Here is a 24,723-nt window from a genome sequence, read left to right on the forward strand (position 1 = left end):
AAATCTTTGCAGTGCAAGTATTTGGCTTAGCCAGACACTTACACCTATCGGTTATTTGGTCTGTTAAAGAGCGGTGCTGACTGCTTGTTTCGTTTGCGTCGTCAGCTGAGGAGGCGAACTATACCCAGACGAGCGAAGGGCGTCAACACTTTGTTAGCAGAAAACTGTAAATATCTTAGTAAATATCGATAAGTATTTGATTTATATGGTCGCGAAAAAGCCGCCGTTTTCACGGCGGCTTGCGGATAAGCGGCGGGGTGTCTGCCAAGGGTGGGCGGTACGCCGCCTATTGCCTGACTAGATACTAATAATAACGGCTCTGGCTAGTGGCCGCCCGCCGGTGCGGCGCTCATGCCGGTGGCGGCATTAAAGAAGTTACCGGCTTTGGTGAGGGCGGCCAGCTTGGCGGGGTCGGTTTCACCATTGATATTGGTGATGATGAGTTTGCCCTTGCCTTGCTTGTAGTCGTTGCGGAAGTCGTAGAAGGCGCCGATGACGGCGAGTTTGCCGGATTCGACCTCACCGCCGAATTTCAGCATGGCGGATTCCACCTGGTTGTTCACGTTCATCAGTACGCCTTCATTGACGTTGATGCCTTTGGGAATGTTGATGGTGAGCAACTCTTTCTGGATGGGGCGCTCCAGTTTGCTGAAGTCGCCACTGGCGGCTGCCACGGCGCCGCAAACTGCGTGACCGATGAACATGAGCAGCGGGGTGTTGAGGTGGCGCACGCCGTATTCGATGGAGCCTTCGGAGGTGGCCAGCTGGTTACCGATATTGCGCACCATGAACAGGTCGTTGACGGCGTCGGGGTGGAAAGCGTTGCTTTGCACGCGGGAGTCAGCACAGGTGACCACGGTGGCACGCGGGGTTTGCTTGCTGGCAAATTTATCGAAGTAGCTGCTGTTGTTGCGCTTCATATAGTTGGAGTTGGCCGCGAGCATGGCTTTCACCAGGTTTTGTACTTTGCCGGTTTCGCTGTCGTGGCCGTGGCCATCGTCATGCGCATCGCCATGCCCTGCCGCTGCACTCGTGTGGGCTTTGGCCTTGCCATGGCTGGCAGCGGGTTTATGGCTGCTTGCCGGGCGGGCATGACTAGCGGCTGGCTTGTGTACCGCGGTGGCGGTGTGGATAGCCGGGCGGCGCAGCGGGTGGATGGACGGCGACAGCGTCTCTGGCGCTTTACTGGCGGCCGGCGTGCCGTGACCGGCCTCGGCGGGCTTCGGTGCCTCGGCTGGGGCGGCGTGGCTGGCCGCTGCTTTGGGCGCGGCGGCGGGGGCATGCGCATCGCTGGCCATGGCTGCGGTGGTGCCGAGTGTAAATAACGCGCCAAGCAGCGCTGTAACCATCCCCTTGTATTCCATATGGACACCTTGCAAATTAATGTGAGCTTTTAACAGTATCGGCTCTGGCCGGGAAAACTCAATTGTCCGATATCAGTCTTTTGCGGTGCGCGGGCGCCACTGGCTAAGCAATACGCCACCCAGCACCATGACGCAGGCGAGTGCCTGGGTGGCATTGAGTGTTTCATCCAGGTACAGCCAGGCCAGAACCAGCGTAAACAGCGGGATGAGGTTGATGAACGCGCCGGCCAGGGCGACGGGGACTTTGCCTACCGCCCAGGTATACATGCCATACGCGCCCAGCGTGATGCAGGCGCCCAGATAGAGCACCCATAACATGGCGTCCAGCGGGTAGTGCTGCGGCCAACTGCCCCATGGCGTGAGCAGTGCCGCGCCGAACCACACGCTGCCCATCAGCGTCTGGGTGGCGGTGATGACCAGGGCGGAATAGCGCGTAGAGAGCTTCTTGGCGATCAGGACATAGCCGGTAGCGCAGAGCATGGCGAGGAATTCCAGCAGGTTGCCCAGTACCGGGTTGGGGGCGCTGGCTTGTACCTCGCTACCACCAGTCAGTACCAGTACCCCGGCCAACGAGAGCGCCAGACCCAGCCAGACGGTGCGCGGCTGCCGGTCTTTCAGCAGGAAGTGCGCCCCCACGGCCACCAGCAGTGGCAGGGTGGCGGTAATCATGCCGGCTTGCGATGCGCTGGTATGCAGTAGCGCCTGGGCTTCGAACAAAAAATACAGGCACGGCTCGCACAGCCCCATCAGCAGTAGCCAGCGCCAGTCGCCGGCCTGGTAGCGCCAGCGTTGGCCGCGCCGCAGCAGAAACGGCAGCATGCAGATGCTGGCGATGATCATGCGGCAGAACAGCACGAATAGCGGGTCGAAGACGGCAAACACGGTCTTGAGCGCAATAAAGGAGCTGGACCACAGCAGCATGGCTGCGGTGAGGGCGATATAGGGCAACATGGTGACGCCTGTCATGCGTGAAGCCGGCGAGTGTGACGCAGCGGCATGCCGGCGTCAAAACGACTGCGGCCAACCCACAGGTTGGCCGCATGCGAGATAGATACTGCTACAGCTTGTAGGCCGATACGGTGTGCTGCATGCTGGACGCCAGCTCGCGCAGGCGCTGTGCCTGGCTGGAGGCATCGCCCGCGGCAATGGCGTTATCGGTGGCCAAGCTGGCGACTGCCTCTACCTGGTTGGCAATACCATTGGTAGCGGCGCCTTGCTCGCGGATGGCCAGGGTAATTTCCCCGACCAGCTCACAGCTCTGGGTGGCACTGCTCACGATATCGCCCATGACCTCGCTGGCCCGCCCGGCTTCGGCCACGCCGCCATCCACCCGCTCTACGGCAGCCCGCATGCGCGCCACCGCGCTACCTGACACGCTCTGGATCGCCCCGACACTGGCTTCGATTTCCTGGGTAGACAGCGCGGTACGCTCGGCCAGCTTGCGGACCTCGTCGGCCACCACGGCAAAGCCACGGCCCATTTCGCCGGCACGCGCGGCCTCGATAGCGGCGTTCAGCGCCAGCAGGTTGGTCTGGTCGGCCACGTCGCGGATCACCGATACCACGCTGGCAATCTCGCGGCTACGTTCGTCCAGCTGTGCCATATTGCCCGATGCCTCGCCGACAGCAGACGAAATGGCATGAATGCTGCCCACGGTGCTGTCGATCACCTTGCGGCCACCGCCAGCGCTGGCACCCGCACTACGCACCAGCTGGTCGGCTTCCTGCGCGCGGTCGCCAACGTGGTTGATGCTGACTGTGATTTCTTCCAGCGCGGCTGCCATGGCCGCGGCCGATTCCGACTGCACGTCCGAGCCATGCGCTACCTTGTGCGCAGCCCCGGCTACCGCTTCGGATGCTTGGTTAATCTGGCGGGCGCCATCCATGATCTGGCTCAGGCTGCCACGCAGGCTGTCGATCAGCTGGTTCAGCGCCGTCAGCATCTGGGCGATTTCGTCTTTACCCTGCACGTGGGCCCGGCGGGTAAAGTCCAGGTTACCGGCAATGTCCTGCATCAGCTGTCGTGCACCACCCAGCCCACGGTCTACCTGGCGGTAAACGGTAAAACCGATCAGGCCAACCAGCAGTGCGCCCAGCGCGGTCAGACCGATAGTAATACCCAGCGATTGGGCCTGAATGGCGGCGGAGCTCACACGGTTTGTTTCTACATAGGTGTTGTTGTACTTGGCGTGTTTGTCCAGCGCCGCTACCGCCTCGTTAATGGACGGCAGATTGCGTTCGTACAGCTGGCGGGCTTCTTCGGTACGCTGCTGGCGCGACAGGTCGAGGATATTGCCGTAGAAGCTCCACACCCGTTGCAGCTTCTGGCGCTCGTCGTCCAGCAGGCGCTGGTCTTCCGCGTCGGCCACCAGGGCTTCGTACGATTTGAGCGATGCGTCAACGATTTGACGCTCTTCTTTCATTTCCGCTTCGATGGTCTGCATACGGGAAGCGTCGGTACTGATGACATGCAGCAACACCAGCCCGTTGTAATCCAAGAAATTGGCCCGCGCATCGGCCAGCAGCTGGATACTGGCAATGGTGGTTTCCGAATCGTCCAGCAGTGCCTGAAAACGCTTGAGCTGCCAGATGGCGCCACTGCCCAGCACCAGCATACCCACGACGGTAATCAGCACCAACAAGCCCAGTTTGTGCGCAATTTTCATAGCTTCCCCTTATGCAATCTTTTATAGATTTACGCCTTATTACTTTAGATAGTATGCGCGTTCAGGGTGGACAATGCTGAACTGTGTGCGTACAGCCAACGTGGCTTCAAGGCTGGCCGCAAGGTAGGGGTGATGGGCCTGCATGTAGCCGCTTGCAGCACAAGGCTTTGCGGCCCCTGCACCAGCCCGGCCAGCTGCCAGGCAGGCTTTGTAAAGCCGCAACAATGACATGCAGCGTAGTAGCGCCGGGGGCACCATAGCCAAGCAGCAAGGGGGATAAGCGGATGGACAAAATCGATACCGTCGTGATCGGTGCAGGCGTCGTCGGCCTGGCCTGTGCCCGTGCACTGGCCCAAGCCGGGCGCGATGTCATGATCGTGGAACAGGAGGCCGCCATCGGCCAGCACACCAGCAGCCGCAATAGCGAGGTGATTCACGCCGGCATCTACTACGCCCCCGGCAGCCACAAGGCGCGGCTGTGCGTGGCCGGGCGCGACATGCTGTATCGCTACTGCGCCGAGCGCGCCATACCACACCAGCGCATCGGCAAGCTGCTAGTAGCAGTAGCCGCTGCCGACGCCGGCAGCTTGGCCGCACTACAGCAGCACGCCGCCGCCAACGGTGTCGCGCTGAGCTGGCTGGACCACGCCGCGCTACGCGAACGCGAACCGGCGCTGCACGCCCACGCCGCCCTGCACTCGCCCGCTACCGGCATTATCGACAGCCACGCGCTGATGCAAGCACTGCTAGCCGATGCCGAACACGCCGGTGCCACGCTGGCGCTGGCTTCGCCTGTTCTGGGTGGGCAAGCCAGCCGCGCAGGCATGGTGCTGCAGCTGGCTGACGGTTACGAGGTGCTGGCGCAGCAGGTTGTGAACGCCGCCGGGCTATGGGCACCCACGCTGGCGCAGCAGCTGCATGGCGTTCCACGTGAAACCATCCCCACGCCCCGCTACGCCCGTGGCGTGTACTTTGCCCTGAGTGGGCGCAGCCCGTTCTCGCAGCTGATCTACCCGCTGCCCGAGCCCGGCGGCCTGGGGACGCACCTGACGCTGGACCTGGGCGGCCAGGCGCGCTTTGGCCCGGACGTGGAATGGATTGATGGCGTGGATTACACGGTAGACCCGCAGCGGGCGCAGGGCTTTTACCGCAGCATTCGCCGCTGGTGGCCGGGGCTGGCCGACGGGGCGCTGGCGCCCACCTATGGCGGTGTGCGGCCCAAGATCGTGCCACAGGGTGCGGCAGACGGGGATTTTGTCATTCAGGGCCCGGCCGTGCATGGCGTACCCGGGCTGGTGAACCTGTACGGTATCGAATCGCCCGGTTTAACCGCCAGCCTGGCTATCGCGGCCGAGGTGGCTAGCCTGCTGCGCTAGCGCCAGCCCGGCTACCGCCCGCAAGATACGCTGGCGTATCAGCCCGCTGACCGGCCGTATCAGGTACCAGTACGGCCAAAAACGGCGGTAGCTGGCCTGCGTGGGGCAGGCTACCCGTGTTTCGGTGCAGAGCAGCGTCTGGCCATCCGGCTGGGCGCTGACCGTAAAACCCAGCACCAGGCGCGGGCAAGGCAGCGCGGCAAAGCTGGCCGCATCGGCAATGGGCTGCAGCCCGTAATCGCTACGCCAGAACTCGCCTGCCAGCCCCCATACCAGCTCGTGCTCGCCCTGCGCCAGCAGGGTAAATTCGTGCAGGCCAAACGGCGGCTTGTGTGGCAGGGCATTGGCGTAACCCAGCCGTGCGACCAACCTGCCAGGTAGCTCGCGCAGCGCGATAAAGCGGCTTATCCACGGGTCTTGCCACTGCGGCAGCTGCGCCAGCGCTTGCATGAGCGCAGCGGGCGTGGCCGCTACGCGGCGCTGGTGGCGCTCGGCAAACTGGTATTGCGGCAACAAGCCGTGCAGCAGGCTCATGGCTGCGGTTCGGCGTCGTAGCGGCGGAAAATGGCGTTATAGCGGCCGTCGTTTTTCATTTCGCGCAGGCGGTAGTCCATGCGCTGGCGCAGGATCGGGTCACGCCACAGCACGGTAGCCTCGCGCGGCGGCAGGATGGCAAAAATGTCTACCGGCTGGCGCACATCCACCCCGGCCTCGCCGCGCAGGTGCTTGCGGTACCAGTCCAGCACCAGGCGGTCGGCCAGAATCACGTCTACCCGGCCGGTGTACAGGCTTTTCACCTGCTGGCGCTGGTCGCCGGTTTCGTTGTATTGGCCTTGCGATACCGCCTCCAGCCTGTCGAAACTGTCCGGCATGTCATTCTGCGCACCATCCCACGCCAGAATGTTCAGCCCCACCAGGTCGGCGGTGTTGTCCAGCTTGAGGTGGCGCTTGTGCAGCGCCATGGCCAGGTTGTCGAAGGTGTGCAGCGGGCGGCCCAGCGTGCCGGGCAGGTTGGCGTGTTTTTGTGCCAGCGGCGATATATCGTAGATGGCGTCTACCTCGTTGCGACGGAACAGCGCCATGCGGCGCGCCACCGGGTAGTACACCGGGTGTAGCGCCAGCCCTTCGGCTTGCAGCGCTTCGCGTAGCAGCTCTACCGCAATACCGGGGCGTACCCCGGCATTGACCCAGGGCGGGCTGTTTTCCGGAAAGGCCACCTTGATCACGGTGGCGGCCTGCGCCGGCAGCGCCAGCAGCAGGGCCGCTAGCCAGCACCATGGCTTGCTCATGTGGCGGACTGAATTAATCAAAGGCCAGGGTACTTTCCAGAACGGTGAGCGCGTCGCCCAGCTGCAGTACACCGCTGTTACGCGCAACCAGGTTCACGCCAAAGCAGACGCCCTCGTCCAGGCGGCGGTAGCCTATCAGGGTAGCCAGCGGCTGCTTTTGCGGGTGGGGCTCGGCGGTATCCGGGTCAATGGTGGTAAAGATGCAGCGGGTGCAACGGCTGACCACCTCGAACTCCACTTCACCAATGCGGATACGCTGCCACTCGTCTTCTTCAAAGGCAAAGGCGTCGTCCACCACCAGGTTGGGGCGGAACTGGCGCATGGAAACCGGTGCGGCCAACCTTTGGTTCAGGTCGTCCAGCGAGGCCTGGCTGATCAGCAAAAACGGCGCGCCGTCGGCAAACGACAGCGGCGTCACGCCATCCTTGAACACGCGGGTCGTCTGCCCCAGCCACAGCAGCTGCACCGGCTCGGCCAGCAGCTGGCTGAACCAGGCATCGGCCGCCTCATCGCCGCACAGTGCGGTGAACTCGCTTTTCCATACCTGGGCGCGGTGCGGCTGGGCAAAGCGCGCGGTATCGGTATGCAGCGCCTGCTGGCCCGGCGCAGTAAACTGCCACGCACCCTGCCCCGCCCCGGCCGCCTCCACCTGTACCAGCGCCGGGTGGGTACGCGCAGTGATCTGGCTACCATCGGGGCGCACGACCAGCCACACGCGGTCGTCGGCCAGCCCCTGCAAAGTCACCGTCGCTTTTTCCACGGCCTGGCCGCGGCAGGATTTCAAAGGGTGGATAAACAGCTGGGTCAGCGCCATAAACTGTGCCCTATAGTAAAGACGCCCTAGGCTAACGCCAGCGGGCAGCTTAAGCAACGCCCTCCGCGTGGCTGCTTGTCATTTATATTTTATAGAAACAAAAGAAACTGGTTAGATGCGCCTATTAAAAGAATAGCCATCTTGGCTACTCTGCCGCTACTTGATGCTGTGCACCGCTACGCCGCAGGCATGGGAGATAAAGATGTTCAATAAACACCTGAAACAGGAAATTTCAAGCCTGAGCGCCGCGCTTGCCAAGCACCAAGCCATCGAAGCCGCCATTGACCGCTCCAATGCGGTAGTACAGTTCGACCTGGACGCCAAAGTCATCACGGCCAACCAGAACTTTCTGCGCACCTTGGGTTATAGCAGCCTGGAGCAAATTGCCGGCAAGCCGCACAGCACCTTCTGCGACAGCGCGACCGTGGCCAGCGCCGACTACAAGCAGTTCTGGGACACGCTGCGCCGTGGCGAATTCTTCAGCGGCCGCATCAAGCGTATTGGTGCACAAGGACAAACCTTGTGGCTGGAAGCCACTTACAACCCCATCCTGGACAGCCGCGGCCAGGTGACAGGTTTCATCAAGTTTGCCACCGACATCACCCCGCGCGTCATGGCCGCTGCGCGCGACCGAGCCACGCTGGCCGCACTGAACCGCGCCATGGCGGTGATCGAATTTACCCCCGACGGCCAGGTCATCCAGGCCAATGACAATTTCTTGCAGGTCATGGGCTACCGGCTGGACGAGATCAAAGGCAAACACCACCGCATTTTCTGCGACAGCAGCTTTAGCGGCAGCGCGGAATACGAGCAGCTCTGGCGTACGCTGCGCAGTGGCCAGTTCTTTTCCGGCCAGATAGAACGCCTCACCAGCCGTGGCGAGCGCCTGTACCTGGAAGCCAGCTACAACCCGGTGTTTGATGAAGATGGCAAAGTCAGCAGCGTGGTGAAGTTCGCCACCGACATCACCGCCAAGGTGCTACAGGTGCAGAAAGAACGCGACAGCGCCCTGTTTGCCCTGACCACCTCGCAACAAACGCAGGCGCTATCCGATAGTGGCGTGGGCAATATCCTGCAAAGCGTGGCCGATATCCGCGCCATGGCCACCAGCATCGAGCAAGCCGGCCATAACATCCAGGCACTGGGCGAGCGCTCGCAAGCCATTACCTCCATCGTGCAAACCATCAAGGACATTGCCGACCAGACCAACCTGCTGGCACTGAACGCCGCCATCGAGGCCGCCCGCGCGGGCGAAATGGGCCGCGGCTTTGCCGTGGTCGCCGACGAAGTACGCAAGCTGGCCGAGCGCACCTCGTCGTCCACGGCCGAGATTGCCGGCATGGTGGGCGATATCCAGCAGCAAACCCGTACCGCGGTAAGCAATATGGACCAGCTGCTGGAGCAAGCCCGTGGCAGCGTACAGCTCACCCAAGGGGCAGGCGATACCATGCAGCAGATACGCGATGGCGCAGAAAAAGTGGTGCAAGCCATCGGCCAGTTTGCCCACCTGAAAAACTAGCCGTGCCCTGGTACCCGAACGCCCTGCGGGTGGCCCAGCACCCCATGCACCGCTCGCCGCCGCTAGCGGCCAGACGGCACAGTGGCAGCACGACGAATTTCCTACTAAATCAGTCAACAATTTTATCCACAGTGTAGCGGTATGCCTTCGTGGCGATGGCCAGGGTTGTGGATAAGTTGGCCGCACCGCCCGCCGTGTGGCGGCGTTAGTCCTCGCTGTTATCCGGTGCCGGGCTGGCAAAAAACGCGCTGGGTGCCACGCCAAACTGGCGGCGGAACATGGCGGTAAAGGCGCTGGGGCTGGCGTAGCCGGCAGACAGCGCCACGTCCAGCACCCGCGCACCGCCGGCCAGCAGCGCCAGCGCATGCATCAGCCTGGCTTGGCGCCGCCAGGCGCCGAAATTCATGCCGGTAGCGCGCTGGAAACGGCGCTGCAGCGTACGCACGTCCACCCCCAGCCAGGCCGCCCAGTGCTCGCTGCTGCGTTCGTCGTCCGGCTGCGCCTGCAGCTGGCGGCACAGCGGCGCCAGCAAGTCGTCGTCGGGCGTGGGCAGCGCCAGCGGCAGCGTTTCCAGCACTTCGCATTCCTCCAGCAGCAAGGCCAGCAGGCGCGCGGCGCGGGTATCGGGCAACACCGGCGGTGGTATGCGCACCGCGGCCAGCAGCAGCTCGCGCCATAGCGGCGTGACTGCCAGCACACAGCACTGCTGCGGCATGCCGGCCAGCGCGTGCGGCTGCACGTACACGCTGCGCACCTGCGCCGGGCTGAGCATGTGTACCTCGTGCCAGTGGCCGGGCGGGATATAAATGGCGCGGCTGGGCGGCACGATCCACTGCCCGCGCGGGGTCAGGATGCGCATCACGCCGGCAATGCCGTACAACAGCTGGGCTGTGCTGTGGGTGTGGCGCACGGTGGCGTAGCCGGCCGGGTATTCCTGGGTTTTGCCTATCATCAGCGTGGCGCTGGTGAGCAGCGGCGGGTTGATGTCTTCGACCGGGGCGTGCATGCCGTTTTCTCGATAGTTAGTGCCCGTACGCAGCAGGACAGGCAGGAATAGCCATTCTAGGATGGGCTACCTTCCCCCACAAGGAGCACACCATGAACACCAGCCCCGCCGCCGCTGCGGCCAACCCTGACACCGCCACACCCCGCTGGCGCGTGATTAGCGCCGTGAGTGCGGCGCACTTTCTGAACGACATGATGCAGTCGCTGATCCTGGCGCTGTACCCGCTGCTAAAGGGCAACTACGCGCTGAGCTTTGCCCAGATCGGCCTGCTGACCCTGGTATACCAGTGCACCGCCTCGCTGCTGCAGCCCATGGTAGGCATGGTTACCGACCGCCGCCCGCAGCCCTACGCCATGATGCTGGGCATGCTGTCCACGCTGGCCGGCCTGCTATTGCTATCGCAAGCCACGCAGTACGGCTGGCTGCTGGTCGCCGCCGCGCTGGTGGGCACCGGCTCGTCCATCTTCCACCCCGAATCGTCGCGCGTGGTGCGGCTGGCCTCGGCCGGGCACAAAGGCCTGGCGCAATCGCTGTTCCAGGTAGGCGGCAACGGCGGCACCGCCACCGGCCCGCTGCTGGCCATGCTGCTGATCCTGCCCTACGGCCAGGGCAGCCTGGCGTGGGTGGCCATGCTCACCCTGCTGGCCATGCTGCTGCTGTGGCAGGTGGGTAACTGGTATCGCGCCCAACTGGCGCACGCCGCACAGCGCCGGGCCAGCGTGGCGGCCAACCCGCTGTCGCCGGCCGACACCCGCAAAACGCTGGCGGTGCTGATGGCGCTGGTGGCCACCAAGTACACCTATATGGCCAGCCTGCACAGCTACTTCACCTTTTATCTGATCGAACGCTTTGCCGTACCCACCGCCAGCGCGCAGCTGTACCTGTTTGCCTTCCTGCTGGCTGTGGCAGTGGGCACCCTGCTGGGCGGGCCGCTGGGCGATCGCATCGGCCGCCGCCGCGTGATCTGGTTTTCCATCTTTGGCAGCGCACCGTTTGCGCTGGCGCTGCCACACGTGGGCCTCACTGCCACGCTGGCGCTGGTGGTGATCATCGGGCTGATTCTGTCGTCGGCCTTCTCGGCGATTCTGGTGTACGCGCAAGAGCTGCTACCGCAAAAGGTAGGCACCATCTCCGGCCTGTTCTTTGGCCTGGCGTTTGGCGTAGCCGGCCTGGCCGCCGCCGCCTTGGGCCAGCTGGCCGACCACGCCGGCATCCAGGCCGTATACCAGTGGTGCGCGTGGCTGCCGCTGGCCGGCATCATCGCCGCGCTGCTGCCCGAGCTGCGCCGCCGCTAGCCACACCGCGGCCCAAAACAAGGTTGGCCGCACGCCATTACGGCGTGCGGCCAACTACCCGCCAGGCGTGGCGGTTAAAAGACGTAGTCCGGATAAGCCAGCGGTGCATCCGGGATGATGGGACGGTATACAAATGGCCAGCTCATTGCGACATTGGATTGCAAGCCCGGATGCGGCTGCGCTTTCTCCGAGCTACGGCTTATGCGCGGTGAACGTTGGGCTTCGCTGCGCTCAGCACCAACCTACAAGCCACAAGCCACAAGCCACAAGCCACAAGCCACAAGCCACAAGCCACAAGCGAACATCATACCGCCAGCCCATGACAAAAGGGCAAGCCCGCAGGCTTGCCCTTGTTTACGTCTGGCTGCGGCCAACCTTGGCCGCATTCCGCTCTCTGCTTACAGCGACGGCAGCAGGCCGGGGATGGCGAAGCGGTTGTACTCGGCGCGCTGGATCAGGGCGCAGGCTTTTTCGATGTCGGGCGCGAAGTAGCGGTCCTTGTCGTAGAAGCTGACCTGTTCACGCAGCACGGCTTTGGCGTCTTCCAGCGCGTCGGCGGCTTTGTTCGGGGCGCGGAAGTCCACGCCCTGGCAGGCGGCCAGCAGCTCTACCGCCAGGATGCCGGCAGTGTTGTCGGCCATGTCGCGCAGGCGGCGGCCGGCGAAGGTGGCCATCGACACGTGGTCTTCCTGGTTGGCGCTGGTAGGCAGGCTGTCTACCGAGGCCGGGTGGGCCAGCGATTTGTTCTCGGACGCCAGTGCGGCGCCGGTGACCTGGGCGATCATGAAGCCGGAGTTCACGCCGCCGTTGTTCACCAGGAACGGTGGCAGCTTGGACAGGTTGCTGTCGATCAGCAGCGCCATGCGGCGTTCGGACAGCGAGCCGATTTCGGCAATGGCCAGTGCCAGGTTGTCGGCGGCAAACGCTACCGGCTCGGCGTGGAAGTTGCCGCCGGACAGGATGTCGTTATCGTCGGCAAACACCAGCGGGTTGTCGGATACCGAGTTGGCTTCCACCAGCAATACCTCGGACGACTGGCGGATCTGCGTGAGGCAGGCGCCCATCACTTGCGGCTGGCAGCGCAGGCTGTACGGGTCTTGCACCTTGCCGCAGTTGGCGTGGCTGTCGGCAATTTGCGAGCCGGCGCCCAGCAGCGCGCGGTATTGCGCGGCGGCGTCGATCTGGCCTTTATGGCCGCGTACCTGGTGGATGCGGTCGTCGAACGGGGTGCGGCTGCCCTGGGCGGCTTCTACCGACATGGCACCGGCGACCGAGGCGGCTACGTACAGGTCTTCGGCGGCAAACAGGCCTTCCAGCGCAAAGGCGGTGGACGCTTGGGTGCCGTTCAGCAGGGCCAGGCCTTCTTTCGGGGCCAGGGTAATCGGCGCCAGGCCGGCGCTGCGCATGGCCACATCGCCCGGTACGCGCACGCCATCCACAAAGGCTTCGCCTTCGCCGATCAGCACCGCGCTCATGTGCGACAGCGGGGCCAGGTCGCCAGAGGCGCCCACGGAGCCCTTCTGCGGAATCACCGGGTAAATGCCCTTGTTGAACAGGGTGATCATGGCGTCCAGCACTACGCGGCGGATGCCGGAAAAACCACGCGACAGCGAGTTGATCTTCAGCGCCATGACCAGGCGCACAGTGCTGTCTTTCATCGGCTCGCCGATACCGGCAGCGTGCGACAGCACGATGGAGCGCTGCAGCAGCTCCAGTTCGTCGGCGGCGATCTTGGTGTTGGCCAGCAGGCCAAAGCCGGTGTTGATGCCGTACACGGTGCGGTTTTCGGCCAGCACGCGCGCCACGGTGGCGGCGGAGGCGTCGATGGCAGCGTGGGCGGCCGGATCCAGCGCCAGCTGGGTGGCCGGGTTGCGGGCGATCTGGCGCAGCTGGGCCAGGGTGAGCTTGCCCGGGGTAAGGGTGATGGTGGTCATGGTGGTACCTTTTTCTGTCGGCCACGAAAACCACGAAATAGCACGGAAAATCTTTTTTTTGCCACGGAAACACACGGTATACACGGAAAATACAACAGCCAAACCGGGCAATGGCTTGATGCAGCCAGCCCATCGGTTTTCAGGCTGCCGGCCTGGGTTTTTCTTCCGTGCTTTTCGTGTGCTTCCGTGGCGAACAGATTCTGTTCGTGCCCTTTCGTGGTTTTCGTGGCAAAAATTCTGGCCCCTGCGGCCAACGTTGGCCGCAGGGTACGGCTTTACTTGATCATCGGCAGCTTGAGGCCAAAGCGCTTGGCAGCGGCCACGGCTTGCTCGTAACCGGCGTCGGCGTGGCGCATCACGCCGCTGCCGCAGTCGTTCACCAGCACGCGGGCCAGGCGCTCGGCGGCGGCGTCGGTGCCGTCAGCCACGATCACCATGCCGGAGTGCTGCGAGTAGCCCATACCCACGCCGCCACCGTGGTGCAGCGACACCCAGCTGGCGCCGCCGGCGGTGTTCAGCAGCGCGTTCAGCAGCGGCCAGTCGGATACGGCGTCGGTGCCGTCTTTCATGGCTTCGGTTTCGCGGTTCGGGCTGGCGACCGAGCCGGTGTCCAGGTGGTCGCGGCCAATCACGATCGGCGCTTTCAGCTCGCCGTTCTTCACCATTTCGTTGAACGCCAGGCCAGCGAGGTGACGCTCGCCCAGGCCCAGCCAGCAGATGCGTGCCGGCAGGCCCTGGAAGCTGATGCGCTCGCGTGCCATGTCCAGCCAGCGGTGGGTGTGCTTGTTGTCGGGGAACAGTTCCTTGATCTTGGCGTCGGTCTTGTAGATGTCTTCCGGGTCGCCGGACAGCGCTACCCAGCGGAACGGGCCTTTGCCTTCGCAGAACAGCGGGCGGATGTAAGCCGGCACAAAGCCCGGGAAATCAAAGGCGTTGGCCACGCCCTGGTCAAACGCTACCTGGCGGATATTGTTGCCGTAGTCCACGGTGGGGATGCCCATGGCCTGGAAGTCCAGCATGGCCTGTACGTGCACGGCGCAGCTCTTGGCGGCTTCGGCGGTCAGGCGGGCGTGCAGTTCCGGCTTGGTTTGCGCGTCTTTCCACTGTTCTACGGTCCAGCCCACAGGCAGGTAGCCGTTGATCAGGTCGTGGGCGGAGGTCTGGTCGGTAACCAGATCAGGCTTGATGCCGCCCGCCTGGGCGCGGCGTACCAGCTCTGGCAGCACCTCGGCGGCGTTACCCAGCAGCGCGATGGACACGGCTTCTTTGCGCGCGGTGTGTTCCTTGATCAGCTCCAGCGCGTGGTCGATGTCGCGCGCTTGCTTGTCCACGTAGCGGGTACGCAGGCGGAAGTCGATGCTGCTCTGCTGACATTCGATGTTCAGCGAGCAGGCGCCGGCCAGCGTGGCGGCCAGCGGCTGCGCGCCACCCATGCCACCCAGGCCGGCGGTCAGGATCCAGCGGCCGGACAGGTCGTTGTTGTAGTGCTGGCGGCCGGCTTCGACAAAGGTTTCGAAAGTGCCTTGCACGATGCCCTGGCTGCCGATGTAGATCCAGCTACCGGCGGTCATCTGGCCGTACATGAACAGGCCTTTGCGGTCCAGCTCGTTAAAGTGGTCCCAGTTGGCCCATTTCGGTACCAGGTTGCTGTTGGCAATCAGCACGCGCGGGGCGTTGGCGTGGGTCTTGAACACGCCTACCGGCTTGCCGGACTGCACCAGCAGGGTTTCATCTTCGTTCAGCTCTTTGAGCGAAGCCAGGATCTGGTCGAAGCATTCCCAGTTACGTGCCGCACGGCCGATGCCGCCGTACACCACCAGGCCTTGCGGGTTTTCCGCCACGTCCGGGTCCAGGTTGTTTTGCACCATGCGGAAGGCCGCTTCGGCGATCCAGTTTTTGCAATGCAGGTCGCTGCCGTGCGGGGCGCGGATTACACGGGTAGCATCAAAACGCGGGTCGTTCATGGGAGTCTCTCCTCTAAAAATCTTTTTTGGCCGCGAAAGCACGGTAAAAGCTTTTTTTGGCCACGAAAGCACACGAAAAGCACGGAATTTTTTTAATAGCCGCCGCTGATTTGCATTCGTACAAGGTTTTCTAATCAGGTTTCGTGGTTTTCGTGGCCAATGGCTGTTAACTGTTTTCGGGGCTAGAAAATACTAACGGCGCAGCTGGCGGGTAATACCCCAGGCCAGGCGGGCGGCGGCTTTGGCTCCGTGGCTGTCCTGATCAAAAGCGGGGTTGAATTCCACCAGGTCGGCGCCAATCAGCTTGCCGCTGCGCGCCAGCTTGGCCACCAGCGCATCCACCACGGCGATATCCACGCCGTAACCGGCCGGAGCGGACACCGCTGGCATTTGCGCGGCGGGCAGTACGTCCAGGTCGATAGTCAGGTAAACGGCATCCACGCTGTCGATAAACTCCGCCAGCTGCTGGCGCGCTTCGGCCAGCTGCCACGGGGCCATATCGCTATCCAGCCGCCATTCGGCGCCCAGGCGGGCGGCGGTGTCGAACAGCGCGCGGGTGTTGGCGGTTTCCGCCACGCCCAGGCACAGGTAACGGAACGACTGGCCGTGTGTGGCACAGGCGGCAGCAATCTGCGCAAACGGCGTGCCGCTGGTGGCGGTGTCGGCCTGGCGCAGGTCGAAATGGGCGTCGAAATTGACGATGCCGATGCGCTTGCCGGCGTGGGCGCGGGCCAGGCCCAGCCAGTGGCCGTAGGCGGTTTCGTGGCCGCCACCCAGTACCAGCGGCAGGTGGCCGGCTTGCACAATGGCGGTAACGGCTGCGGCCAACCTTTCGTGCGCAGCGTCCAGGTCGCCGTCGTCACAGCGCACGGTGCCGGCGTCGTACAGCGGCAGCGTGGGGTGCCAGGCCAGGTTGGCCAGCGCACGGCGCAGCGCCAACGGGCCATCCACCGCGCCGGTACGGCCCTGGTTACGGCGCACACCTTCGTCGCAGGCAAAGCCGAGGATGGCAATGCCGGGTGCCGCGCCAGCGGCCAGTGGCTGTACCGCCTGGTGCCAGCGGCGGGCGGCGTCGCCTTCGGCGGCGTCGATGCGGCCGGTCCACATGCTCATGTCTATCGTCATTTGAAAATCCTTTTTGCCGGTCATCAGGCACGCCTGGTGGTTTGCCACGGCATTTAAAAACTGCATTTCTTTTTTGCCACGGAATACACAGAAAGCACGGAAAAAAACCAAACCCTATGCCATTGAAGCCGGCTTCTTTTTTCTGTGTCTTCCGTGTATTCCGTGGCTAAAAATGTTTTCTGTATTCAAGGCAGACAGATCAATCAATCTGCTGCGCCACGCCACGGAACACGCGCTGTTTCAGCGGGTTGGTGCCCAGGCCGTACACGATTTCTGCCGGGTGCTCGATATCCCACAGCAGCAGGTCCGCCACGTAGCCTGCGGCCAACTTGCCATGGCTGGCCGCGCGGCCCAGCGCCTGCGCGGCGTGGCAGGTGGTGCCCAGCACGACTTCTTCCGGCGTCAGGCCGAACAACACGCAGGCCTGGTTCATGGCCAGGCGGATGGAGGCAAACGGGCTGGTGCCGGGGTTCAGGTCGGTGGACACCGCCATCGCCACGCCGGCGGCGCGCAGCTTGTCCACCGGCGGCTTTTGCGTTTCACGCAAAAAGTAATACGCACCGGGCAGCAGCACGGCCACGGTGCCGGCCTGCGCCATGGCGGCCACGCCGGCGTCGTCCAGGTATTCGATATGGTCGGCCGACAGGCCGCCAAATTCGGCCACCAGCGCAGCGCCGTGCAGGTTGGACAGCTGCTCCACGTGGCCTTTCAGCTGCAGGCCGTGGGCGCGGGCGGCCTCGAACACGCGGCGGGTTTGCGCCGGCGAAAAACCGACCCCTTCGCAGAACACGTCCACCGCTTCGGCCAGGCCTTCGGCGGCGGCAGCCGGCACAATGGTGTGGCACACGTAATCGATATAGGCGTCGGCCTGGCCGGCGTATTCCGGCGGCAGCGCGTGCGCCGACAGCAGCGTGGTGGCCACTTCCACCGGCAGCGCAGCGGCCAGGCGGCGGGCGGCGCGCAGCTGTTTCAGCTCGTCGGCCAGCGTCAGGCCGTAGCCGGACTTGATCTCTACCGTGGTGACGCCTTCTTTCATCAGCGCTTTCAGGCGCGGCAGGCTGGCCAGCGCCAGCTCGTCTTCGTCCAGGCTGCGGGTGGCGCGCACGGTGGAAATAATGCCGCCGCCTTCGGCCGCGATTTGCTGGTAGGGCACGCCGGTTAGGCGTTTTTCCCATTCCGCGGCGCGGTTGCCGCCGTACACCAGGTGGGTGTGGCAATCGATAAAGCCCGGCGTGATCCAGCGGCCTTGCGCGTCGTACACGCTACCGGCCTGACCGAAAGCCTGCAGCGCCTCGGCCTGCGGCAGCACGGCGTGGATGCGGCCATCCTGCAGCCACAGTGCGTGACCTTCCAGCGCACCGTAGGGCGCAGGGTTGGCCGCATCGCAGGTGGCGAGTCGGGCGTTGATCCACAAGGACTGGTCGGGCTGGTGCATGGCTGAATCCGGTTGCGCGATTAATTGTATATACATTTAGACCATGCGCGCGCTGACGTCAAGCAGCTTTTATTGTCGCGCCGCAGCAAGGCCGGCATGCCAATGCGTAAAAAACCCATAAAAAACAACAGGCCACGTCAAAACGTGGCCTGTTGCGGGGTGTGACTTAAATGTATATACAATTACGTTTTGCGTACCCGCGTCTGCGAGCGCAGCTTGTATTTGCTGCCGGGGTGCAGCAGGCGGGCAAAGCTCACCAGGTGCTTGCCGGACCAGGTACGGCGCAGTACGCGCAGGCAGGGCTCCGGCAGCGCGAGCGCCAGCAGCTGCTGTTCGTCGCTGCCGGGCAGCACCGCCTCGACCGTGTGTTCCACGTCGGTCAGCGGGCAGGTGCGCATCAGGTAGGCGTTAGGGGTTTCCTGCTCGAAGGCCTGCGCCAGGTAGTCGGGTGCCCACTGCGGGTTCACGTAGCGGTCTTCGATCTGGATAGGGCTGTCATCTTCGTGATGCACGATCAGCGAATGGAACACCGCCGCACCGGCGGCCATGCCCAGGCGCAGCGCCACTTCTTCGCTGGCCGGCTCGGCGCGGGCAAACAGCACCTGCGCACGGTAGGCGTGGCCGCGCAGGGCGATTTCTTCGGCGATATTGTTCACGTCCAGCAGCGGCGACTCGGCCTTGCGCTCGGCCACATAGGTGCCATCACCGGCGTAACGCAGCAACACGCCGGCTTCGGCCAGGTCGCGGATGGCCTTGTTCACTGTCATGCGCGACACGCCAAACTGGCGCGCCAGCTCTACCTCGGGCGGGATCTTGGCGCCGGGCGCAAAAGTGCGCTGCTTGATGCCGTCGAGGATGTAATCGCGGATGCGCAGGAAATGGGGTTTGGCGGCGGGTTTGGGCGTGCTCATGCCGCGATTGTAACGCGGCACTGGTCAAAGCGCTTGCCAGCAGTTAGCTTAATGCTGCATGACAAAGCATGCACAGCGGCACGGTGCTTCCTGCCTGCCCTGGCCCACGCCCACCTTTGCAGATGGAATTGCCATGAGTCACCCCGTACACCCCGATCTGTTACCCGCTGGCGTACGCGCCATCGAGCTGGCCCCTGGCGTACCCGGCCTGGCATTTACCCACCCCGCCTTCACCGCCACCCTCAGCCTGTATGGTGGCCAGTTGCTGGGCTATACCCCGCACGGCGGCCAACCTTTGTTTTACCTGTCCCCTACGGCGCTACTGCAGCCGGGCAAGGCCATACGTGGCGGCGTACCGCTGTGCTGGCCGTGGTTTGGCAAACATGGCAGCGACGCTAGCCAGCCGCAGCACGGCGTGGCACGCACAGCGCTGTGGACAGTCAACGCCATTGCCCGCAGCGAGCTGGGGTTTCACGTGAAACTGAACGGCCCGCGCCACGGCGAGCTGTCGTCCAGCCTGAGCCTGGTACTGGGCGACAGCGTGGACATGGCGCTGACCACGCGTAACCACGGCAAAACCGTGGCCACGGTGAGCGCGGCGCTGCACAGCTATATCGCCGTGGGTGATATCCGCCAGATCAGCCTGGCCGGCCTGGAAAACGCCCCTCTCCACGACAAGCTGACCGACAGCCACGGCACCCTGCCCGCCAGCCCCTGGCGCTTTGAGGGCCCGACTGACGCCGTGGTCGCCAGCGGTGCCGCCACGCTACTGCACGATGCCGCCTGGCAGCGCACAGTCAGCATCAAGCCCAGTGGTTCGGACAGCACCGTGGTGTGGACCCCGTGGGCAGCAGGCGCTGCCGCGCTGGCCGACCTGCCGGACGACGGCTGGCAGCACTTTGTCTGCGTAGAAGCTGCCAATGCCGGGGCGGACAGCCGCCAGATCGCCCCGGGTGACAGCCATACACTAGGCCAGCATTTGCGCGTGGCGGGGGTATAATCAGCGTTTGCCTCACCGCCGCATACCACGAGTAACAGCATGATCCAACCCGACCGCCTGGACCGTTTCTTTCCCATTACCTACCCCAATGGCACCACGGTAAGCCGTTTTGCCAAGCATTGCCCGCACTGCAAACAGCTGGTGAAAGCCTCGGCAATGGAAGGCATGGCCCTGCTGCTGAAAGACAAGGTATTCGTGCTGGCCGACGGCCACTGCCCGCACTGCCAGCACAGCTTTGTGGTGAAGTGCGTGATCGACGAATACAAGCAGGTACACGCCGTGGGCCTGCCGGTATTCCTGTACCGCATGATGCTGCAGTGGGGGGCGCGCAAACACGTGCAGACGTTCCGTCAGCAAAGCGACTGGCGCATGGCCCAGCAAGAGGTGGAGGCCCACACCACCGAGCCGGCCGCGCCGCGTGGTACCCAGCTGGCAGACAGCGCCATGGTGCAGAAGTCGGAAGAAATCCTGGGCAACTTCATGGGCCAGCCCATTCACGCCTGGATCATGAACAACGGCCAGCGCCTGGTATACGAACGGGCGGTACCGCCAGGTGGCAGCTTTCAGCTGGCCGAACAGGAAGTGCTGTTTGAAAACCGCCTGATTTACCGCCCGGCCTGATACGGCCAGGCACCCTACAAAAACCCCGTCAGCTTGCTGGCGGGGTTTTTTCGTTGCCGGTACACAAACCGCTGCAGCGTGTTGGCAGGCCAGCCAACAACGCCGCATCAGACACGGTGTTAACAGGGGCTAATTCAGGCGTATACGGTAGTGGCAGCTGCTGTCATCCGGCCAGCTCTCCACCATGCCCAGGCGCTGGCACAGGCGCCGTGCGGCATGGTTGGCCGCGGCGGTACAGGCGTACACCTCCTGCGCGCCGTAGGGGCCAAACGCCAGCGATAACATGCTGTCGGTGGCTTCGGTATACAAACCCAGCCCCAGCCAGTCCGGGTGGCCCCAAAAACCCAGCTCCCAGCACTGCGCGCTGCGCAGGTGCAGCTCGCAACAGCCCACTATCTCGCCCCCCAGCCAAAGCAGGGCAATCTTGTCCTGCCCTTGCGGCCACACCAGCGCCACCTTGCGACACCAGGCTTCGCAGGCCTCGGCGTGCTGTGGCGGCTGCGCCCACGGCAGGCTGTCCGGAAAGCAGCGCAGCAGCGGCAGGCTGGCCTCGATGGCGGCCTGCAATGCGGCGCCGTCGCCCGGCTGCGGGGCGGCCAGGCGCAGGCGGCTGGTATAGACCCCGTCCAGCAAGGGGTCGGCTAAGGGGTAATGCGGCATGCCACCTCCGATAAACGGTATCGCCGCGCACTGCACGGCGTGAAAGCCTGCCTGCGACGGCGCGCCGTGCGGGCTTAGCCCAGTGTGTCTGCGATCAGGCTGGCGATACGTTCACTGGCGCCGCGGTGGGCGGCGGTAAAGGCCAGGCCAGCCTGGCGCATACGCTGGCGGGCATCGGTGTCGGCCAGCAGCTGCAATGCCGCTGCCACCAGCTGGCTGGCATCCTGCACCTGTCGTGCCGCCCCTGCCTGCAGGGCCAGCGCGCTGGCCTCGGCAAAATTATAGGTGGAGGGCCCCAGGAGTACAGGAATGCCTGCGCTCGCCGGCTCAATCAGGTTCTGCGCGCCAAAATCCAGCAAGGAGCCGCCAACAAAGGCCACATCGGCGGCGGCGTAGTAGGCAAACAGCTCGCCCATGCTGTCGCCCACCCACACCTGGGTGTCCGCGGCCACCGCGGCCTGGTCGCTACGGCGCTGTACGGCAAAACCCCGGGCTGCGGCCAACTGTGCCGCCTCGGCAAAGCGCTCGGGGTGGCGTGGCACCAGCACCAGCAGGGCCTGCTGCGGGCCGGCGGCGCGCCAGGCGTCCAGAATCAGCGCTTCTTCGCCATCCCGCGTGCTGGCGCACACCCACACCGGGCGCGTGCCGATGCGGGCACGGAAGGCTTCGCCCAGCGCCAGCTTGTCGGCTGGCGGGGTGAAATCGTACTTGGTGCTGCCGCACACCAGCGGTGCCGGCGTGCCTAATGCGGCCAACCTGGCGGCGTCGTCGGGGCTTTGTGCGGCCACGGCGTTCAGGCGCTGCAGAGCCGGGCGCACCAGGCGGCGTATGCGCTGGTAGCCGCGGGCGGATTTTTCCGACAGCCGCGCGTTCACCAGCAGTACCGGCACGTTGGCATCGCGGCAGGCGTGGATCATGGCCGGCCAGATTTCGGTTTCCATCAGCAGCAGGCAGGCCGGCTGCGCGGCGGCAACGAAACGGCGCATCCAGCACAGATTGTCGTACGGCAGGTAATGCACCTGGGCGTCGGGGTACATCTCTTGCGCGGTAGCCCGGCCGGTGGGCGTCATCTGGGTAATCAGCAGGCTGGCCTGGGGATAACGTGCGCGCAAGGCTTTCACCAGCGGCAGTGCAGCGCGGGTTTCGCCCACCGACACGGCGTGCAGCCAGATCTGCTGCCCGCGTGGCTGCGGCAGGCTGCGGCCAAAGCGCTCGTCCCAGTATTCAAGATAAGCCGGTGCCTGGCGGGCACGTTTTTTCAGGTAACGCTTGATCAGCGGCGTCAACAGTGGCCACAGGGCGGAATACAGCTGCAACAGCATCAAGCGGCCCCCCGCACGCGGGCCAGCAGGGCCAGCACCGCGTCCACCGGCGGGATCTCCCCAGCCCGGCCAATGTTGGCCGCACGCGTGGTTTCTACTACGCCGGTGAGCGCCGGGTCGGTATCGGTATAGATCGCCACCAATGGCACATCCAATGCGTTGGCCAGATGGGTCAGGCCGGTATCCACCCCCACCACGGCACTGGCGTGGCCCAGCAGCGCTGCTGCATCGCGCAGTGGCATGCGCGGTGCCACCAGCGCACCCGGCATGGCGGCGGCCAAGCGCACTGCCCGCGCTTGCTCCACCGCATTGCCCCACGGCAGTACTGCATACAGCCCTTGTGCGGCCAGCTCGGCCGCCAGTGCCAGCCAGTGCGGCTCGGGCCACAGCTTGCTGTCGCGGCTGGTGGCGTGCAGCAACACGGCGTAGTGCCCGGCGGGCAGCCAGCCCGGGCGGGCACCGGCGCGGATGCCAAACACCGGCGCGCCGCTGACTTCATAGCCGAAAGCTGCGGCAAACAGGCGGCGGTTGCGCTCGATGGCTGACAGCTGGCGGCTGACGGTGTAGTGGCGCTGATAAAAACGTGCGGCCAACGGTTCACGGATGCTGGCGGCGTCGTAGCCGGCCAGCGGGCCGTTGGCCAGCCAGCCCGGCAGCGCACTTTTCAACAGGCCTTGTGCGTCCAGCACCAGATCCCAGCGCGTGCTTTGTAATGATGCTTTCAGTGCCGCCATCTGCTGCCAGGTATCACGCACCAGCAAATGCTTGCGCCAGCGGCGCCAGGCAATGGGCAGCGTGGCCTGTACTTGCGGGTGCAGGCCGGGGATATCCACAAAGGCTTCTTCGGCCAGCCAGGTGATGCGGGTATCGGGCTGGTGTCGTGCCAGGTCGGTGAGTGCCGGCCAGGTGTGGATAAGGTCGCCCATCGACGATGTGCGCAGCAGGAGGACATTTTTCATGCGCGGAATTTTACGGCTGCCCCTGTGGTTAACCAAGTAAAATCGCGGCGACCCGAATGTGGATAAAGCGCTGTGGATAAGAAAGGTCATAGTTATCCACAAAGGCTCCCGTCAGCGAAGATGGGGTTAATAGGGTAGCCACGCACATGCTAACACCTTGAAAGAAAGGTTTTTTTGGCACTTATCCACAGTAAATGATCTTGTATATCATTGTCTTCAAATAAGTAATGTGAAAACAATGAAAGCGTGAGGTGCAAAACGGCTAGCCAATGTGGCAACAAAAAACAGCGGTCTGCAGACAGTCAAAACCGGGTGGCTTACGCAATACGCTTCGCTGCAGACCAGCCGCCATGGCACACTTGATGCACAGGCAGCGGGTAAAAGCAGGCCTAGGCGTGTGGACAAGCCGGGTTAATCACATAAGCGCCAATTTATCCACAAAGCTTGCACCACAAAACAGGCCAGACAAGCACAGCTGTTCATGTAGCGCAAATGTTTGAAAAAAAACAGGAAAACAGGCTTATCCACAGCCGATGATGTCCTTCATCAGCCCTTATCAATTTAATTACTGGACAGTCTAGAAAGTATGTCTGAAGCGCTAAGCGTGGTGCTTATCACCAAAAATGCAGAAAACCAGCTGGAAAAATGTCTGCAAAGCTGTGTTTTTGCCAACGAGATCGTGGTGGTGGATTCGGGAAGTACGGACAGGACATTGGCAATAGCTTCTGCCTATAAGGCAAAAGTTATCCACCAGGACTGGCTGGGCTTTGGCCCGCAGAAGCAGTTTGCCGTGGCACAGGCCAGCCACGACTGGGTGTTATGCCTGGATGCCGACGAATGGCTATCTGAAAAATTACGCCATGAAATCATCAACTTGCTTAGAAACCCAAGCGGCTATGCCTGGCGTTTTGCCCGCAGCAACAAGTTCATGGGGCGTTTTCTGAAATTTGGCGAAGGCTACCCGGATTACAGCCTGCGCCTGTTTCACCGCCAGCACGCCCGCTGGTCGGATGACGTGGTACACGAATATGTGCAGACAGATAGCGAAGTCGGCACCCTGGCTGGCGACCTGATGCACGAGTCTGGCGAAGACATTGCGCTCTACCTGACAAAACAGAATCGCTACACCAGCTTGCAAGCCGATGCGCTGTATCAGCGTGGCAAAAAGTGTGGTGTGGCCAAGCTGGTGTTCAGCCCGCTCACGCGATTCATCAAGTTTTACCTCGTGCGCCAGGGCTTTCGCGATGGTTTGCCGGGGCTGGTGCACATCAGCATTGGCTGCTTTAACAGCTATATCAAATACGCCAAGCTGATCGAGCTGCACCGCCTGGGGAAAACCCGCTAGATCGGCTGTTGGCTGTGGATAAACGGCTAAAACAGACGTTTTTTGCCATAGCGCGTGTGTAAAAGCAGCAGGTGGCAAGCTTGGCGCTATGAGGTCATGCCTGTGGGTAAACAGATTTG

The 24,723-nt window shown here is 63.4% G+C and carries 21 protein-coding genes; 6 read left to right on the top strand and 15 right to left on the bottom strand.

All coding sequences use genetic code 11. The features are described from left to right. Nucleotides 1–323: 323 nt before the first annotated feature. From ACZ9XP_RS08435 to ACZ9XP_RS08445, 3 genes are all read right to left on the bottom strand, one after another. On the bottom strand, nucleotides 324–1,349 hold the full coding sequence (locus ACZ9XP_RS08435) for a carbonic anhydrase (RefSeq protein WP_465188261.1): 1,026 nt from the start codon (nucleotides 1,347–1,349) through the stop codon (nucleotides 324–326). Nucleotides 1,350–1,436: 87 nt separating this feature from the next. After that, a complete protein-coding gene (locus ACZ9XP_RS08440) occupies nucleotides 1,437–2,315 on the bottom strand; it encodes a DMT family transporter (RefSeq protein ID WP_465188262.1) in 879 nt (292 codons plus the stop codon). Between the two features lie 106 nt (nucleotides 2,316–2,421). Then, nucleotides 2,422–4,029: a HAMP domain-containing methyl-accepting chemotaxis protein gene (locus ACZ9XP_RS08445; RefSeq protein ID WP_147685450.1), complete on the bottom strand. Its 1,608-nt coding sequence runs from the start codon at nucleotides 4,027–4,029 to the stop codon at nucleotides 2,422–2,424. 284 nt (nucleotides 4,030–4,313) lie between these two features. Here ACZ9XP_RS08445 and ACZ9XP_RS08450 point away from each other — a divergent pair, with 284 nt between their 5' ends. Beyond that, entirely contained in the window at nucleotides 4,314–5,405 is a 1,092-nt protein-coding gene (locus ACZ9XP_RS08450) for an NAD(P)/FAD-dependent oxidoreductase (RefSeq protein WP_438699048.1), read from the top strand. Here the strand turns inward: ACZ9XP_RS08450 and ACZ9XP_RS08455 are convergent. The 3 genes from ACZ9XP_RS08455 to ACZ9XP_RS08465 are packed head-to-tail and all read right to left on the bottom strand — an operon-like array spanning nucleotide 5,355 to nucleotide 7,508. Beyond that, nucleotides 5,355–5,939, bottom strand: coding sequence for a hypothetical protein (locus ACZ9XP_RS08455; RefSeq protein WP_465188263.1), 585 nt, complete (start codon nucleotides 5,937–5,939; stop codon nucleotides 5,355–5,357). The two genes, ACZ9XP_RS08450 and ACZ9XP_RS08455, sit on opposite strands and share 51 nt — an antisense overlap. After that, nucleotides 5,936–6,694: a substrate-binding periplasmic protein gene (locus ACZ9XP_RS08460; protein WP_465188264.1), complete on the bottom strand. Its 759-nt coding sequence runs from the start codon at nucleotides 6,692–6,694 to the stop codon at nucleotides 5,936–5,938. The genes ACZ9XP_RS08455 and ACZ9XP_RS08460 overlap by 4 nt, the downstream gene beginning before the upstream one ends. Nucleotides 6,695–6,707: 13 nt before the next feature. Beyond that, nucleotides 6,708–7,508 carry an MOSC domain-containing protein gene (locus ACZ9XP_RS08465; RefSeq protein WP_465188265.1) on the bottom strand — a complete coding sequence of 267 codons (801 nt, stop codon included), beginning with the start codon at nucleotides 7,506–7,508 and terminating at the stop codon, nucleotides 6,708–6,710. A gap of 202 nt (nucleotides 7,509–7,710) precedes the next feature. On the opposite strand from ACZ9XP_RS08465, the gene ACZ9XP_RS08470 reads away from it, so the two are divergent. Beyond that, entirely contained in the window at nucleotides 7,711–9,027 is a 1,317-nt protein-coding gene (locus ACZ9XP_RS08470) for a methyl-accepting chemotaxis protein (RefSeq protein WP_465188266.1), read from the top strand. Nucleotides 9,028–9,232: 205 nt separating this feature from the next. On the opposite strand, the gene ACZ9XP_RS08475 is transcribed toward ACZ9XP_RS08470, so the two are convergent. Further along, a complete protein-coding gene (locus ACZ9XP_RS08475) occupies nucleotides 9,233–10,033 on the bottom strand; it encodes an AraC family transcriptional regulator (protein ID WP_465188267.1) in 801 nt (266 codons plus the stop codon). Between the two features lie 92 nt (nucleotides 10,034–10,125). On the opposite strand from ACZ9XP_RS08475, the gene ACZ9XP_RS08480 reads away from it, so the two are divergent. Further along, on the top strand, nucleotides 10,126–11,328 hold the full coding sequence (locus tag ACZ9XP_RS08480) for an MFS transporter (protein ID WP_465188268.1): 1,203 nt from the start codon (nucleotides 10,126–10,128) through the stop codon (nucleotides 11,326–11,328). A gap of 398 nt (nucleotides 11,329–11,726) precedes the next feature. On the opposite strand, the gene hutH is transcribed toward ACZ9XP_RS08480, so the two are convergent. From hutH to hutC, 5 genes are all read right to left on the bottom strand, one after another. Then, on the bottom strand, nucleotides 11,727–13,262 hold the full coding sequence (hutH, locus tag ACZ9XP_RS08485) for a histidine ammonia-lyase (protein ID WP_465188269.1): 1,536 nt from the start codon (nucleotides 13,260–13,262) through the stop codon (nucleotides 11,727–11,729). 275 nt (nucleotides 13,263–13,537) lie between these two features. Then, on the bottom strand, nucleotides 13,538–15,226 hold the full coding sequence (gene hutU / locus ACZ9XP_RS08490) for a urocanate hydratase (protein WP_147685433.1): 1,689 nt from the start codon (nucleotides 15,224–15,226) through the stop codon (nucleotides 13,538–13,540). Between the two features lie 192 nt (nucleotides 15,227–15,418). Then, nucleotides 15,419–16,351 (bottom strand): formimidoylglutamase, encoded by a 933-nt coding sequence (gene hutG, locus ACZ9XP_RS08495; protein WP_465188270.1) that lies wholly within the window; start codon nucleotides 16,349–16,351, stop codon nucleotides 15,419–15,421. A 199-nt stretch (nucleotides 16,352–16,550) separates the two neighbouring features. Continuing rightward, on the bottom strand, nucleotides 16,551–17,786 hold the full coding sequence (hutI, locus tag ACZ9XP_RS08500; protein WP_465188271.1) for an imidazolonepropionase: 1,236 nt from the start codon (nucleotides 17,784–17,786) through the stop codon (nucleotides 16,551–16,553). Between the two features lie 182 nt (nucleotides 17,787–17,968). Then, nucleotides 17,969–18,697 (bottom strand): histidine utilization repressor, encoded by a 729-nt coding sequence (hutC, locus tag ACZ9XP_RS08505; protein ID WP_147685430.1) that lies wholly within the window; start codon nucleotides 18,695–18,697, stop codon nucleotides 17,969–17,971. Nucleotides 18,698–18,830: 133 nt separating this feature from the next. On the opposite strand from hutC, the gene ACZ9XP_RS08510 reads away from it, so the two are divergent. Then, on the top strand, nucleotides 18,831–19,697 hold the full coding sequence (locus ACZ9XP_RS08510) for a D-hexose-6-phosphate mutarotase (RefSeq protein WP_147685427.1): 867 nt from the start codon (nucleotides 18,831–18,833) through the stop codon (nucleotides 19,695–19,697). A gap of 39 nt (nucleotides 19,698–19,736) precedes the next feature. Then, entirely contained in the window at nucleotides 19,737–20,318 is a 582-nt protein-coding gene (locus tag ACZ9XP_RS08515) for a hypothetical protein (protein ID WP_147685425.1), read from the top strand. A 129-nt stretch (nucleotides 20,319–20,447) separates the two neighbouring features. Here the strand turns inward: ACZ9XP_RS08515 and ACZ9XP_RS08520 are convergent, their stop codons facing one another. The 3 genes from ACZ9XP_RS08520 to waaC all read right to left on the bottom strand — a co-directional run bounded on the left by ACZ9XP_RS08520 (nucleotide 20,448) and on the right by waaC (nucleotide 23,259). After that, complete coding sequence (locus ACZ9XP_RS08520) at nucleotides 20,448–20,978, bottom strand: GNAT family N-acetyltransferase (RefSeq protein ID WP_147685423.1); 531 nt, start codon at nucleotides 20,976–20,978, stop codon at nucleotides 20,448–20,450. Between the two features lie 74 nt (nucleotides 20,979–21,052). Beyond that, nucleotides 21,053–22,300, bottom strand: a complete 1,248-nt coding sequence (waaA, locus tag ACZ9XP_RS08525) for a lipid IV(A) 3-deoxy-D-manno-octulosonic acid transferase (RefSeq protein ID WP_465188272.1) — start codon at nucleotides 22,298–22,300, stop codon at nucleotides 21,053–21,055. Beyond that, on the bottom strand, nucleotides 22,300–23,259 hold the full coding sequence (gene waaC, locus ACZ9XP_RS08530; protein ID WP_147685419.1) for a lipopolysaccharide heptosyltransferase I: 960 nt from the start codon (nucleotides 23,257–23,259) through the stop codon (nucleotides 22,300–22,302). Before waaC ends, waaA begins: the two co-directional genes overlap by 1 nt. Nucleotides 23,260–23,845: 586 nt before the next feature. Here waaC and ACZ9XP_RS08535 point away from each other — a divergent pair. Continuing rightward, nucleotides 23,846–24,604: a glycosyltransferase family 2 protein gene (locus tag ACZ9XP_RS08535; protein ID WP_465188273.1), complete on the top strand. Its 759-nt coding sequence runs from the start codon at nucleotides 23,846–23,848 to the stop codon at nucleotides 24,602–24,604. Nucleotides 24,605–24,723: the final 119 nt, after the last annotated feature.

This window comes from Vogesella perlucida (genome assembly GCF_979366545.1).

What these genes read in the sequence shown, in the direction of transcription:
- ACZ9XP_RS08435 (WP_465188261.1), bottom strand. Translation starts at nt 1,349, where the DNA reads ATGGTTACAGCGCTGCTTGGCGCGTTATTTACACTCGGCACCACCGCA.
- ACZ9XP_RS08440 (WP_465188262.1), bottom strand. Translation starts at nt 2,315, where the DNA reads ATGTTGCCCTATATCGCCCTCACCGCAGCCATGCTGCTGTGGTCCAGC.
- ACZ9XP_RS08445 (WP_147685450.1), bottom strand. Translation starts at nt 4,029, where the DNA reads ATGAAAATTGCGCACAAACTGGGCTTGTTGGTGCTGATTACCGTCGTG.
- ACZ9XP_RS08450 (WP_438699048.1), top strand. Translation starts at nt 4,314, where the DNA reads ATGGACAAAATCGATACCGTCGTGATCGGTGCAGGCGTCGTCGGCCTG.
- ACZ9XP_RS08455 (WP_465188263.1), bottom strand. Translation starts at nt 5,939, where the DNA reads ATGAGCCTGCTGCACGGCTTGTTGCCGCAATACCAGTTTGCCGAGCGC.
- ACZ9XP_RS08460 (WP_465188264.1), bottom strand. Translation starts at nt 6,694, where the DNA reads ATGAGCAAGCCATGGTGCTGGCTAGCGGCCCTGCTGCTGGCGCTGCCG.
- ACZ9XP_RS08465 (WP_465188265.1), bottom strand. Translation starts at nt 7,508, where the DNA reads ATGGCGCTGACCCAGCTGTTTATCCACCCTTTGAAATCCTGCCGCGGC.
- ACZ9XP_RS08470 (WP_465188266.1), top strand. Translation starts at nt 7,711, where the DNA reads ATGTTCAATAAACACCTGAAACAGGAAATTTCAAGCCTGAGCGCCGCG.
- ACZ9XP_RS08475 (WP_465188267.1), bottom strand. Translation starts at nt 10,033, where the DNA reads ATGCACGCCCCGGTCGAAGACATCAACCCGCCGCTGCTCACCAGCGCC.
- ACZ9XP_RS08480 (WP_465188268.1), top strand. Translation starts at nt 10,126, where the DNA reads ATGAACACCAGCCCCGCCGCCGCTGCGGCCAACCCTGACACCGCCACA.
- hutH (WP_465188269.1), bottom strand. Translation starts at nt 13,262, where the DNA reads ATGACCACCATCACCCTTACCCCGGGCAAGCTCACCCTGGCCCAGCTG.
- hutU (WP_147685433.1), bottom strand. Translation starts at nt 15,226, where the DNA reads ATGAACGACCCGCGTTTTGATGCTACCCGTGTAATCCGCGCCCCGCAC.
- hutG (WP_465188270.1), bottom strand. Translation starts at nt 16,351, where the DNA reads ATGACGATAGACATGAGCATGTGGACCGGCCGCATCGACGCCGCCGAA.
- hutI (WP_465188271.1), bottom strand. Translation starts at nt 17,786, where the DNA reads ATGCACCAGCCCGACCAGTCCTTGTGGATCAACGCCCGACTCGCCACC.
- hutC (WP_147685430.1), bottom strand. Translation starts at nt 18,697, where the DNA reads ATGAGCACGCCCAAACCCGCCGCCAAACCCCATTTCCTGCGCATCCGC.
- ACZ9XP_RS08510 (WP_147685427.1), top strand. Translation starts at nt 18,831, where the DNA reads ATGAGTCACCCCGTACACCCCGATCTGTTACCCGCTGGCGTACGCGCC.
- ACZ9XP_RS08515 (WP_147685425.1), top strand. Translation starts at nt 19,737, where the DNA reads ATGATCCAACCCGACCGCCTGGACCGTTTCTTTCCCATTACCTACCCC.
- ACZ9XP_RS08520 (WP_147685423.1), bottom strand. Translation starts at nt 20,978, where the DNA reads ATGCCGCATTACCCCTTAGCCGACCCCTTGCTGGACGGGGTCTATACC.
- waaA (WP_465188272.1), bottom strand. Translation starts at nt 22,300, where the DNA reads ATGCTGTTGCAGCTGTATTCCGCCCTGTGGCCACTGTTGACGCCGCTG.
- waaC (WP_147685419.1), bottom strand. Translation starts at nt 23,259, where the DNA reads ATGAAAAATGTCCTCCTGCTGCGCACATCGTCGATGGGCGACCTTATC.
- ACZ9XP_RS08535 (WP_465188273.1), top strand. Translation starts at nt 23,846, where the DNA reads ATGTCTGAAGCGCTAAGCGTGGTGCTTATCACCAAAAATGCAGAAAAC.